Origin of the sequence: Streptomyces purpureus (assembly GCF_014648195.1) — a bacterium.
In the GTDB taxonomy this organism is placed as follows: domain Bacteria; phylum Actinomycetota; class Actinomycetes; order Streptomycetales; family Streptomycetaceae; genus Streptomyces; species Streptomyces purpureus.
In genome coordinates this window covers 49,480-61,844 of the sequence record NZ_BMQQ01000035.1, presented here as the reverse complement: position 1 = coordinate 61,844, position 12,365 = coordinate 49,480, and the positions used below count along the sequence as shown (strand labels likewise).

At 72.4% G+C, this 12,365-nt stretch carries 9 protein-coding genes and 2 pseudogenes; 6 read left to right on the top strand and 5 right to left on the bottom strand.

From position 1 onward, the window contains the following. Positions 1-208: 208 nt before the first annotated feature. The gene (locus tag IEZ01_RS30545) at positions 209-655 is read right to left on the bottom strand and encodes an SRPBCC family protein (RefSeq protein ID WP_189204931.1); all 447 of its coding nucleotides are present in this window, start codon (positions 653-655) and stop codon (positions 209-211) included. Positions 656-918: 263 nt separating this feature from the next. On the opposite strand from IEZ01_RS30545, the gene IEZ01_RS30540 reads away from it, so the two are divergent. The 4 genes and pseudogenes from IEZ01_RS30540 to IEZ01_RS30525 all read left to right on the top strand — a co-directional run bounded on the left by IEZ01_RS30540 (position 919) and on the right by IEZ01_RS30525 (position 4,164). Beyond that, positions 919-1,500, top strand: a complete 582-nt coding sequence (locus IEZ01_RS30540) for a M48 family metalloprotease (protein ID WP_189204930.1) — start codon at positions 919-921, stop codon at positions 1,498-1,500. Beyond that, a pseudogene (locus IEZ01_RS30535) lies at positions 1,497-2,639 on the top strand (MAB_1171c family putative transporter); the annotation flags it as partial. The gene IEZ01_RS30540 and the pseudogene IEZ01_RS30535, both read left to right, overlap by 4 nt. Beyond that, positions 2,576-3,679: pseudogene (locus IEZ01_RS30530) on the top strand (NsdA family TPR-like regulatory protein); the annotation flags it as partial. The pseudogenes IEZ01_RS30535 and IEZ01_RS30530, both read left to right, overlap by 64 nt. An 8-nt stretch (positions 3,680-3,687) precedes the next feature. Further along, the gene (locus tag IEZ01_RS30525) at positions 3,688-4,164 is read left to right on the top strand and encodes a DUF3574 domain-containing protein (RefSeq protein WP_019884369.1); all 477 of its coding nucleotides are present in this window, start codon (positions 3,688-3,690) and stop codon (positions 4,162-4,164) included. 82 nt (positions 4,165-4,246) lie between these two features. Here the strand turns inward: IEZ01_RS30525 and IEZ01_RS30520 are convergent, their stop codons facing one another. After that, the gene (locus IEZ01_RS30520) at positions 4,247-5,794 is read right to left on the bottom strand and encodes an FAD-dependent oxidoreductase (protein ID WP_189204928.1); all 1,548 of its coding nucleotides are present in this window, start codon (positions 5,792-5,794) and stop codon (positions 4,247-4,249) included. Between the two features lie 159 nt (positions 5,795-5,953). Between IEZ01_RS30520 and IEZ01_RS30515 the strand changes: the two genes are divergently transcribed. Continuing rightward, a complete protein-coding gene (locus IEZ01_RS30515) occupies positions 5,954-6,124 on the top strand; it encodes a CsbD family protein (RefSeq protein WP_019884367.1) in 171 nt (56 codons plus the stop codon). A gap of 102 nt (positions 6,125-6,226) precedes the next feature. Here IEZ01_RS30515 and IEZ01_RS30510 read toward each other — a convergent pair whose 3' ends face one another. After that, positions 6,227-7,024, bottom strand: a complete 798-nt coding sequence (locus IEZ01_RS30510; protein WP_019884366.1) for a VOC family protein — start codon at positions 7,022-7,024, stop codon at positions 6,227-6,229. 40 nt (positions 7,025-7,064) lie between these two features. Then, positions 7,065-7,340, bottom strand: a complete 276-nt coding sequence (locus tag IEZ01_RS30505; RefSeq protein ID WP_019884365.1) for an isoamylase early set domain-containing protein — start codon at positions 7,338-7,340, stop codon at positions 7,065-7,067. 221 nt (positions 7,341-7,561) lie between these two features. Here IEZ01_RS30505 and IEZ01_RS30500 point away from each other — a divergent pair, with 221 nt between their 5' ends. Continuing rightward, complete coding sequence (locus IEZ01_RS30500; RefSeq protein ID WP_229833295.1) at positions 7,562-9,589, top strand: SpoIIE family protein phosphatase; 2,028 nt, start codon at positions 7,562-7,564, stop codon at positions 9,587-9,589. A gap of 18 nt (positions 9,590-9,607) precedes the next feature. Here the strand turns inward: IEZ01_RS30500 and IEZ01_RS30495 are convergent, their stop codons facing one another. Then, a complete protein-coding gene (locus tag IEZ01_RS30495; protein WP_019884362.1) occupies positions 9,608-12,301 on the bottom strand; it encodes a SpoIIE family protein phosphatase in 2,694 nt (897 codons plus the stop codon). Positions 12,302-12,365: the final 64 nt, after the last annotated feature.

Sequence of the window (12,365 nt, the reverse complement as noted above, 5' to 3'; positions counted from 1 at the left end):
AAGGATTCGGTCACTCTCTCCGCGCAGGCGTCCGCCGCCCCTCAAGACGCCTCGGCCGGCTTGGTGGCTCCCGCGCGGCCGTAAGGATTCGGTCACTCTCTCCGCGCAGGCGCCCGCCGCCCCTCAAGACGCCTCGGCCGGCTTGGTGGCTCCCGCGCGCGGCCGTAAGGATTCGGTCACCATCCGACGCCAGTCGCCCCCCGCCCCCTCAGGACGCTTCGACCGCGGCCTTGATGCGGCGTCCGAACGCGGGCGCGTCCTTGCGTGCGGCGCGCAGGGCGAATCCGGCCAGGAGCTTGCCGAAGCCGTGGCCCTCCAGGACGTTGAAGATACGTACGCGCGTCCGCCCGCCCGGCAGCTCCTCCAGGTCGTAGCCGCCCTCGGGGACCGTCACGAGGTTCTCGCTCACCTCGGCCCACCGGATCCGGTGCGGCGCCTGGAACTCGCTGATGCGGAAGGCCCGGCCGGTGGTGACCCCGGCGTCCTTCACCGTGCTGCGGAACACCGTCCCCACCTGCGTCGGTTCGTCCGGGGACCGCTCGATCCGCTGGACGCGGGGGCTGAAGGAGGGGTCGTTGCGGCCGTCGGCGAGGAAGGCGAAGACCTCCTCGATGGGACGGTCGATCTCGACGCTCGCCTCGAACTGTCCGGCCATGTTTACTCCTGACTCACCGGTAGCTGCTCTCCCGCAGGATCCCAGAGCCCCCGCAGCCCCGCGCGCCGGCCGCGCGGACGCGATCAGCGGGCGAAAACCCTCAGCCATCGGCGTCGAACACCGGATCGTGAATCCATCATCCGTTTGTCAAGGGTGTGGCATCATGGCGGCGCATCCGCAAGACCGCCGGAAGGACCACGGGATGGGCCACCGGCAAGACCATCCAAAAAGCTTCAGGGACTTCCGAACGTGAAGGACTGCGAATGAAGTTACCTGGCCCTGCGTTACCGTCGTCGGAAGAGCGGCGGCTCAGGCGCCGTCTCAAAGAGGTGCGGCACACCTGCGAGGCGCTGCTTGCGGACTGGGGTATGGAGCACGGCTGCGGGATAGAGGAACTCCACCACTATCTGTCCACGCAGCGCCGAAGGCCCATACATCTGATACCGATGACCTTTCCGGAACGCCACCTCTTCGGGATGTGGCTGAAAATGGATGACTTCGACATCATCGTTTTCGAGAAGGCCGCTTCGGCGTCCCACAAAGAGCACATCATCGCCCATGAACTCGCCCACATCGCCTTCGAGCACCGTGGATCCGTGAGCCCCTCGCCGAACGGTTCCGGCCAATTCCTCGACGACGTCGATCCGGCGGACGTACGCGGCATGCTGATGCGCTCGCGCTACAGCGAGGACGAGGAGCAGGAGGCCGAGACCATGGCCTCGCTGATTCTCGCGCGGGCCACCAAACGCTGGCTCGAACCGGCCTGGGGCGTCCCCGAGGAAGCGGCGGAGATCGTGGCGCGTATCGAGAGCGGTGTCGGAAACCCGGACCAGGGGGGCGTGTGATCTACGGAGTTCTTTCGTGGATCTGCGCGATCGGCGGACTCGCGGCCTTCGGCTACCGGCTGCCCGATCTGCTGCGCAGAAAGCACGACATCGCCCTGTGGGCGCTGTGCACCTACTTCCTCTGCTCCGGTCTCAGCTTCCTCGTCGACCTTGACGTCCTGCGGCTGCACATCTCCGACCTGTTCGGACACGCCAACATCACCTCACTGATCGTGCAGGTGCTGGTAGTCGTTCTCACCGCGGCCCAGCAGGTCGTGCTCGTCTACTGGTCCTGTCCGCCCGACGAGGCCCGGCGCCGCGCCCGCCGCCGGTTGCTGTTCTTCGCCGCCGCGCTCTGCGTCCTGGTGGCCGCGTCCCTCGCCGTCAGCCCGGTGGCCGACTCCGAGACGGCGACCTCGACGATCCTGCGGAGCATCCAGGACGGCGGCTACGCCGCCTACATGTCGTTCTATCTGCTGCTGTGCGCCGTGGGCCAGTTCGAGACCGTACGGCTCTCGCTGCGGTTCACGAAGATGGCCAACCGGCAGTGGCTCAAGGTCGGCATGCGCACCGTCACCCTCGGCGCGAGCCTGATCATGGTCTACTGCGTCACCCGCGGCATCCAGATCGCCGGCACCCGGCTGCACTTCGACGGCTCCGCACTCGACCCCATCCAGTGGACCTGCGGCAGCATCGGCGCCCTGCTCCAGATCACCGGCTGGACCATTCCGTCCTGGGGCATCCACCTCACCCGCGCGCTCGGCTGGCTGCGCAGCTACCGCTCCTACCTCCGGCTGCGGCCCCTGTGGTGGGCCCTCTACCAGGCCTCGCCGGACATCGCGCTGGCCCCGCCGCGGTCCTGGCCGCGCGACATCATCCCCACCCGCGACCCGCACTACAGCCTCTACCGGCGCGTCATCGAGATCCGTGACGGCCAGCTGATGCTGCGCACCTCGCTCTCGCTGGAGGACTTCTCCCGGATGGCCCGCTCCCTGCGGCTCCCCGAGGACCCCACGTCACCCCTGGGCGAGGCGCTCCAGGTCCGCGCCGTGCTCAGCAGGCCGCCCGCCGAGCGGGCCGAACGGGCGGACGCCACCGACATTCCCGTACGCCCGCCGTACGAGGACTTCCGGGACGAGGTGGAGTGGCTGACCAAGGTGGCGTCGTCGTTCTCCGCCCTCGGCCGGCGCCGCCTGGGCCGGGACGACGCCGAGCTGCTGTCATGACGCGGGCCGCCCGGCCCGCCGTGGGCCTCGGGGCGGCCTGCGGCGACGGATCCGGTACGACGGTCGCGCGCGTCCGGAGCGCCGTCCGGCGGCTCGTCGCCCTGGACGCCGAGCAGGGGGCGACCGCCGCGATGGAGGGCGTACGCGAGACTCTGCGGGAGGTTCCCGAACTCACCGCACCGCCCGTGAGCCTGACCGGACTCGGCGGCGACCTGCTCGCGGCGCTGGCGGAGCTCACCGAGGTCATCGGCTGGATCCTCTTCGACGCCGGCCTGCCCCGCCACGCCCACCGGGCGAACCTGCGCGCCCTGGCGCTCGCGGAACGCGCGGGGGACCGGTGGACGGCCCGGCTCGTGCTGCTCAACCACAGCATGCTCGGGGCCTACGCCGGGCAGCCGAGGGCCGCCCTGGAGAGCGCCGCCCGGGTGGTCGGCGCGCGCCCCCTGCCGGCCCGGGTCGACAGCCTCGTCCTGATCCGCCAGGCGCACGCCACCGCCCTGCTAGGCGGCCATGACGAGACCCTGCGGCTGCTCTCCCGCGCCCGCGGCCGCTTCCTCGACGGACTCTCCCGCCACGATCCCCCCTGGGCGTGGTGGATCGACGAGACCGAACTCCTCGGCCACCGGGGCTGGGTGCTGGCCCGGCTGCGGCAGTGGGACCGGGCCGTCCCCCTGCTGTACGAGGCGGCCACCGCGCCCGGACCCTCGTACCGCCATCTGTTCGGCGCGGAGCTGCTGTCGGCGCTGGTGGGGGCCGGGGCCTGGCGGGAGGCGGAGGGCCTGATCGAGGACCTCGCGCCCCGGGCCGCCCGTATCGGCTCCGTACGGACCACCGAGAGACTCGGCGGCACCGCGCGCGCCACGCGCGCCCACACCGCCGCTCCGGCGCGGCTACGGGACGCCGCCGCCTACCTGCTGGACTCCCTGCCCGCCTCGGCAGCCGGCACCAGCAGCCCCAACCCCCGCTACAGATAAGGGACAGCATGCGCCACATCCGGGTGTCGACGTCCGCGGCCGCGATCTTCATCGCGGCCTTACTCCTCCTGGCCTCCGGAGGACCCGTCACGGGCGCCGCCGTCCCAGCCGCCCCGGCGCCCGCCGCGGCGGAGCAGAACGTCACCGGGCGCATGAGCCCGTACGTGTCCACCCACCTCTACTTCGGCACCGGCCGCCACGACGGCAAACCGCCCATAACCGACGCGGAGTTCATGCGGTTCGTCAACGACGTCATCACCCCCCGCTTCCCGTCCGGGCTGACCCTCCAGGAGGGCCGCGGCCAGTGGCGCGACAAGGACGGCGACATCAACAGCGAGCGGTCCTACGAACTGACCCTGCTGTACCCCGCGAGACACGCACCTGCCCTGAACGACGACATCGAGTACATCCGCCGGGCCTACTGCGCCCTCTACGACCTGGAGTCCGTGGGCCGCGCCGACGTCCGCGCCCAGGTCGACTTCTGACCGTCCCCCCCGCACCCCGCACCCCGCACCCCGCACCCCGCACCCCGCATCCCGCATCCCGCGGATTGGCCGGCCGGCGGATTCAGCTCCGGGGATCGTCCGCCGCCTCCAGAGGCTCGGTGGCCGGTCCCTGGAGGACCGAACCGTCCGGGGCGAACCGCGAGCCGTGGCACGGGCACTCCCACGCCTCCTCCGCGTCGTTGAACGCCACCAGGCAGCCCATGTGGGTGCAGCGGGCCGAGACCGTGCGCAGGGTGCCCGACGCGTCCCGGTGGACGGCATAGGCGTGTCCCCGGTCGCGTACGACGGTGCCCGAGCCCGGGGCCAGGTCCGCCACCGTCTCGGGGCCCGGCAGATGGAGCCGGTCGCCCACGAAGTGCCCGGCGACCGACGCCTGGGACTTCAGCAGCCCCGGCACCTCCCGGACCGGCGGCAGCCGGCGCGGGTCGTAGAGCTCGGCCCACGGCGGGCGCGGACCGCCCGTCAGGAACGCGGCGAGCAGCCGGCCGGCCATGATGCCGCCGCTCATGCCCCAGCCGCCGAACCCGGTGGCGACGTACACGTGCTCGGTGCCCGGATGCGGATGCCCCACGAACGGCAGCCCGTCGACCGGGTCCACGTCCTGCGCCGCCCAGCGGAGCACGGGACCCGTCTCGCCGAAGCCCGGGAAGTACGCCCGCGCCCAGGTCTCCAGGCGGTCCCGGCGCTCGGCCACGTCGCCGTCGCCGGGCCGGAACGCCTCGCCGGTCACGATCAGCAGCCGGGTGTCCCGCCCGTACGGCGCCGTGCGGACCGAGCGGGTGTCGTCCTCCGGGGTGATGTACATGCCGTCCGGATCCGTCTCCAGCGGCACGGGGGCCGCCACGACCAGTTCCCGCCGCGGCGTCAGCCGGACCATCAGGGAGATGGGCCCGAAGGCGGGGAAGTGGGTGGCCACCACCGCGTCGGAGGCGTGCACGTCGAAGCCGTCGGCGCTCTCCAGGCGGATCCGGGCCTGCTCGTGCAGGGAGGTGACGCGGGTGTGCGCGAAGATGCGCCCGCCGGCCGCCGTGAAGGCGTCCGCCAGGGCCGTCAGGAAGGCGGCGGGGTGGAACTGGTATTGCTCGTCCAGCCGTACGGCGGCGGCCACCGGAAACGGCAGCGGGGTCTCGGTGACGAAGTGCGCGTCGAGCCCGGCCGTCCGGGCGGCCGCCGTCTCGGCCCTGATCTCGCGGACGCGGTCGTCCGCGCGTACGTACGTGTAGGCCGACCGCCGCTCCAGCTCGGCGTCGATGCCCCACTCGGCGCAGCAGGCGGCCGCATGGGCCAGCGCGTCCTGCTGGGAGGCCGCGTAGAGCTCGGCGCCTTCGGTGCCCGCCGTGTGCCGCAGCCGTTCGTAGCGCAGACCGTGCAGGGCGGTGAGCTTGCCGGTGGTGAAGCCGGTGGTCCCCGAGAGGATCTGGTCCGCCTCCAGGAGCACCGTCTCGCGCCCCGCCCTGACCAGCTCCCAGGCCGTCATCAGACCGGCGATCCCGCCACCGACGACGGCGACGTCGGTGCTCAGGTCCTCCTCCAGACGGGGCCTGGCAGGACGGTGCGCGGTGGCCAGCCAGTGCGAGAGCGGGGCCGCCCGCCCGGTCGTGCCGTTCATGATGCCTCCCGCCGGTGGTGAGCCCGTGTCGAAGGGCGGCTACCCGGCGCCGGGGGCCGGATGCGTGAGTGATCGGACCGTCACGGGTTGCGACCGGACCCGGGGCGCCCCAGAGTGAATGAGGCAAACCCCCTCGAATGCCAAGAAAAGGAGTCCGAGATGGCCAAGGCAAAGGGCAAGGCGCGTCAGGTCAAGGGGAAGATGAAGGAAGCCGCCGGTGACATGACCGACGACCAGCGCATGCAGGCCGAAGGCCGCGGTGAGCAGGCCGGCGGCAAGATGGAGGAGACCTCGGCCAAGGCGCGCGAGCGGATGAAGAAGAACAAGTAGTCCGAGCCGCCGAGCGGTCCGTGACCGGTGGCCCCGCACCCGCCTCGCGGGTTCGGGGCCACCGGTCCATTCGCGTACAGGCCTGAGGCTTGTCCGGCGCGGTCAGCCGGCCCTCGTCGACTCGTCGAGGGTGAACAGGCCGCCGTCGGGGTCGCGCAGGGTCAGCCGATGCCCGTCGCCCCAGCCGGTGCCCTCGACGACACCGCCGCCGTGCTCGACCGCCGCGGCCTTGGCCGGTTCGAGGGCCGGGACCTTGAAGTGGACCAGCCAGCGCGGCCGCAGCTGCGGCTTCGGAGCCGCCTCCTCCACCGGGCCGCTGTTCAGCCGGGCCACCGCCTGGCCGTCGTTGCGCAGGACCACCCGGTCCTCCTCGTAGGAGACCTCGCAGGAGCCCGCGCCGTCGTGGGTGTCCTGGCCCCACTCCAGGACCTCGCCGTAGAACATGGCCGCGTCGAAGGCGTTGCGGGTGTGCAGCTCCAGCCAGGCGGGCGCCTCCCCGTCGCCCACCCGCCACTCGGCGAGGACGCGCCCCTCCCAGACCCCGAAGGCCGCGCCCTCGGGGTCGGACACGAGGGCCGCCCGGCCTCCCGGAGGGAAGGAGACCGGGCCCACGCCGACGGTCCCGCCGCGCTCCCTGACACGTGAGGCGGCGGCGTCGGCGTCGTCGACGGTGAAGTACGGCATCCAGGACACCGGCACGGCCAGCTCGCCGGCCAGCGCCCCGATGCCCGCCACCGGCACGCCGTCCAGCTCGGCCACGGAGAACACCTGTCCCATCGCGCCCCGCCGGAACCTCCACCCCAGGACCGCGCTGTAGAAGCGCTCCGCCGCCTCCAGGTCGCGGGCCATCAGGCTCAGCCAGCAGGGCGCGCCGAGCACCTCCGACTTCACCAGCACCATGGCCACCCCTCCTTCCCTCGGTGCGGGTCCGTTCGGTGAATCAGGTGTGCAGGCGGCTGTTCGGGCCGTCCTGACCGTCGGCGGACTCGTCGTTGAACCAGTAGTCGCCCGCGGCCAGATAGCGGAAGGAGTGGCTGCTGCTGCTCGGCAGGGCGATGGTGACGGCCCGCCGCTCGTCGGCCGTGGCCTTGAGGGGGTGGGCGTGCGGATCCCAGCCGTTGAAGTCGCCGACCACGCTCACCGGCCCCGGCGGGTTGTCGGCCGGAAGGACGAAGGTGACCTCGGTCCGGTCCTTGCGGTGGGTGCGTTCGAGCATGGGGCGGCTCCTGCCGGAATCGGAGGGGGGAATCGCGACCATCCTGCTCCCGGCTCCGGCGGTCCGCACGTCGACACGGCCGACGGGCACTGCTCGGCGGGCCTGGGGAGCGCCCCCACACGATGTCTCGGATAGGGTGATTCGAGAGGAAATGCGCCCCCCGGGGTTAGGTCGTTGCGTTGGACACTCATCAGTCGACGAGCGAGGTACCGGACCAGCACATGGCGGCTGTCGGGTACGCGGGCGTGCTCCGAGAGCTCCTGCCGATAGCCCTGTGGCGCGAGGACACCCACGGCCGTGTCGTGGAGTGGTCGCTGGCCGCGCAGGACCTGCTCGGTTACCGGCCCGAGGACGTCATCGGCCGCCCCGCCACCCCTCTCCTCGTCCCCGAGGCCAACCGCGAACTCGCCGGCCAGCTGACCCGCCGCGTCCAGGCAGGCGAGACCGTCGTCGGCACCCTGCCCGTACGCCACCGCGACGGCCACGACGTCACGATGGAGATGTGGATCGTGCCCGCGCGCGACCCGCAGGGCAGTCCCGGCGCCATGCTGATCGCCGTGGAGACCTCCGAGGTCCTGCGCATGCGCGACTCCCTGGCCGCCCTGGAGAGCCTGTTCACCCAGTCGCCGATCGGGCTCGCCACCCTCGGCCCCGACCTGCGCTTCCTGCGCGTCAACGACGCCCTGGCCCGGATGAACGGCGTCTCCGCCGCCGCCCACCTCGGCAAACGCCTCACCGAGGTGGTGCCAGGCGTCAACGCCACCGCTCTGGAGTCGATGATGTGGCAGGTCCTGGAACGCGGCACGGCCGTCGTGGACGCCCGCCGCACCGGCCGCACCGCCGCCGACCCCGACCGCGACCGGACCTGGTCCTGCTCGTACGCGCCCCTCCTCGACAACGCCGGACGACGGCTCGGTCTGATCGCCTCCCTGATCGACATCACCGACAGCGAGCAGGCGCAGATCGACGCCGAACGGGCCCGGCACCGCTTCGCCCTCCTCGCCGAGGCCGGGGCGCGGATCGGCACCACCCTCGACCTGCACCAGACCGCCGAGGAGGTCGTCCAGGTCCTCGTGCCCCAGCTCGCCGACTCCGCCGACGTACAGATGCTGGAATCGGTCCTCGAACCCGACGAGTCGGCCGCCTCCACCCGGGGCGTACTGCGCCGTCTCGCTGCCCGCTTCCCCGACCCCACGGCCCCGACGGCCAAGCTCGCCGCGGGCCAGACCATCCAGATCCCGCTCGGCTCGGTGTACGAGCAGGTCATCCACGACGGCGTGCCGATGAACCTGTACACCTCAGACGTACCAGCCCTGATCAAGGAGCCCCGCGCCGAAGCGCTGCGGACGTACCTCACCACCCACATCGGCTCCGCCCGGCTCGTACCGCTGGTCGCCCGCGGCAAGGTGCTCGGGGCCGTGGCGGTCACCCGCGTCCGTGGCCGCGAACCCTTCGACCAGCAGGACTGCGTGCTCATCGACGAACTCGTCGCCCGCGCCGCCCTCAACATCGACAACGCCCGGATGTACACCACCCAGCGGGCCGCCGCCCTCACCCTCCAGCGCAGCCTCACCAACAGCGCCCTGCCGGACGTCACCGGACTGGAACTCACCGGGCGCTACCTGCCCGCCAGCGCCCACGACGTGGGCGGCGACTGGTTCGACGTCATCACCCTGCCCGAGGGCAGGACCGGCCTGGTCATCGGCGACGTGATGGGCCACGGCATCCACGCGGCCGCCGTCATGGGGCAGCTGCGCACCGCGGTCCGCACCCTCGCCCGGCACGACATTCCCCCCGAGCGGATGCTGAGCTCCCTCGACGCGGTCGTCGCCGACCTCGGCGAGGACGAGATGGCGACCTGCGTCTACGCCGTCCACGACCCGGCCACCGGCGTCTGCGTGATCGCCCGGGCCGGACACCCGCCACCCGCCGTGGTCGGCCCGGACGGCACGATCGCCTTCCTCGACGGGCCCCAGGGCACCCCGCTGGGCACCGGCGGGCACGACTTCAGGACCGAGCAGGTGCCGCTGCCGCCCGGCAGCCTCCTCGCCCTGTACACCGACGGCCTCATCGAGGCCCGCGGCCGCGACCTCGACCAGGGCATGGCCCAGCTCGGACAGGCGCTGCGGCAGGTCGGCCGGCCGCTGGAGGAGCTCTGCGACGGCATCCTGGACCGGCTGCTGCCGCACCCGGCGCAGGACGACGTGGCGGTGCTGCTGGCCCGTACCCTCCCGGGCATCCGCAGCTGACCCCGGGCGGGCAGGCGCTCAGATCGGCTCGACCGAGTCGATGTCGAAGAAGTCGGGGTAGGGGCCCTCCGGCTCCTCGGAGGAGCCCGGCAGCGGCTGCTCGGCCCAGATGACCTTGCCCTCCGGTGTGTAGCGGGTCCCCCAGCGCCGGCTGAACTGCGCCACGAGGAAGAGTCCGCGCCCGCCCTCGTCGGTGGTGGCGGCGTACCGCAGATGCGGCGAGGTGTTGCTGCCGTCGGCGACCTCGCACGTCAGGGTGCGGTCCCGCAGGAGCCGCACCCGCACCGGCGCCGAGCCGTGCCGGATCGCGTTGGTGATCAGCTCGCTGAGCATCAGCTCCGTACCGAACGCGAGCTCCGACAGCCCCCATTCGGTCAGCTTCTCCGCGACGACCGCCCGCATGGCGCCGACCGCGCTCGGCTCGAACGGTACGGCCCACTCCACGACCTGGTCGGGGCCGAGGGTCCGGGTCCGGGCCACGAGCAGTGCCACGTCGTCCCGGGGCCGTTCCGGCAGGAGGACGTCGAGGGCGGCCCGGCAGCTCTCCTGCGGGTCCCGGCCCGGCCCGCTCAGCGCCTCGCGCAGCAGGTCAAGTCCCTGGTCGATGTCGCGGGTGCGGTCCTCGACCAGCCCGTCGGTGTAGAAGACGAGCTGGCTGCCCTCGCTCAGCTCCAGCTCCGCCGTCTCGAACGGCATCCCGCCCACGCCGAGCGGCTGCCCGGCCGGGACCGGGGGCACGTCCACCGTGCCGTCGGGCCGGACCACCAGCGGCGGCGGATGCCCGGCCCGGCCCACCACACAGCGCCGGGACACCGGGTCGTAGACGGCGTACAGACAGGTCGCGCCCAGCAGGCCGCCGCTGTCGCCGCTCTCGGCGCCGTGGTCGATGCGCTGCACGAGGTCGTCGAGGTGGGCGAGGAGCTCGTCGGGCGCCAGGTCGAGGGCGGAGAAGTTGTGCACGGCGGTCCGCAGCCGGCCCATGGTGGCGGCGGCGTGCAGGCCGTGCCCGACGACATCGCCGACCACCAGCGCGACCCGGCTGCCCGGCAGCGGGATCACGTCGAACCAGTCGCCGCCCACCCCGGACTGGGCCGGCTGGTAGAAGTGCGCCACCTCCACGGCGCTCTGCTCGGGCAGCGCGCGCGGCAGCAGACTGCGCTGGAGCGTCACGGCCATCGCGTGCTCGCGGGTGAAGCGGCGGGCGTTGTCGATGCTGACCGCGGCGCGCGCGGTCAGCTCCTCGGCGAGGGACAGATCGTCGTTGTCGAACGGCTCCGGCTTCTGCGAGCGCCAGAAGTTGACCACACCGAGCATCACGCCCCGGGCCTTGAGGGGGGCCGTGATCAGCGAGTGGATGCCGTAGTCGAGGATGGCCTGCGCCCGCGGCGGGTCCTGCGCGAACCACCCCGGCGCCTCGTGCAGGTCCGTTACGACCTCCGCCTGGCCGGTGCCGAAGCCGCGGGCCTGCGGGGTGGACGGCAGGAAGTCGATCAGCCGCCCGCTGGGGTAGAGCGGCGAGTCGTCCCGGATACCGCTGACCGCCGACCGCCGCAGCGGCATGTTGGTGCCACTCGGCTCGTCCCCCTGCAGCACCGGCTCGGCCAGGTCGACGGTGATGAAGTCGGCGAACCGGGGCACGGCCACGGCGGCCAGCTCCTCGGCCGTACGCACCACGTCCAGGCTGGTGCCGACGCCGACCCCGGCGTCGTAGAGCAGCTTCAGCCGCCTGCGCGCCAGCTCGGCGCGGCTGCTGAGGACGCGCATCTCGGTGGAGTCGCGGATGGTGACCACGGCCCCCTCCGGCTGGCCGCGGGGCACGGTGGGCCGCTGGTTCACCACGAGGAGCCGGTCTCCCGCCGCCATGACCTCGTCGGTGGCCACCCGGCCGGACAGCAGCAGCTCGGCCATGTGCTGGTCGAGCTCGGAGAGCTCCCGGATCGGGCGGCCTTCGGCGTCCCGGGGCAGCCCGAGCAGCCGTCGTGCCTCGTCGTTGGCGAGGACCAGCCGGGCGTCCCCGTCGGTGATCACCACGCCCTCGCGGACGGCGTGCAGGACGGCGTCGTGGTGCTCGTACATCCGGGTCATCTCCAGCGGCCCCAGGCCGTGGGTCTGCCGTCGCAGCCGCCGGGTGATGAGTGCGGTGCCGACCGTGGCCAGGGCGAGCCCGGCCGCGCTGACGCCGAGGATGACCGGGAGCTGCCGGTCGACCACGTCGGTGACGTTCTGCACGGTGAGTCCGGCCGAGACCAGGGCGACGACCTTGCCCTCGTCGAACACCGGCACGATGGCCTGTATCTCGTCCCCCAGCGGCCCGCGCACGCTCTCGGTGTGCACCTCACCGGCGAGCGACGGCTCGATCGTGCCCACGAACCGCTGGCCGATGCGGTCGGGCTGGGGGTGGGTGTAGCGGATGCCTTCGGTGTCCATGACCACGATGAAGTCGACCCCGGCGCTTCTGCGGGTCTCCTCCGTCAGCGGTTGCAGGATCGCGGACGGGTCCGGGGCCTTGAGGGCCTCACGCAGTCCGATGGAGTGGGCGAAGGTCTGGGCCACACCCACCGAACGGTTCCGGGCCTCACGGTCGACGTCGCTGCGGCTCTGGAGCACCAGCGCGAGCACCGCTCCGGCGGCGAGCAGCACCACGACCGCCACCTGGAGGATGAACACCTGCCCGGCGACGCTGCGCGGATGCCCGGTCAGTGACCGCACCATCGCGCCTGGCACGGGTTGCGAGGATCGCCCACAGTCTTATTTGTAGCACCGAGAACCTCGACAA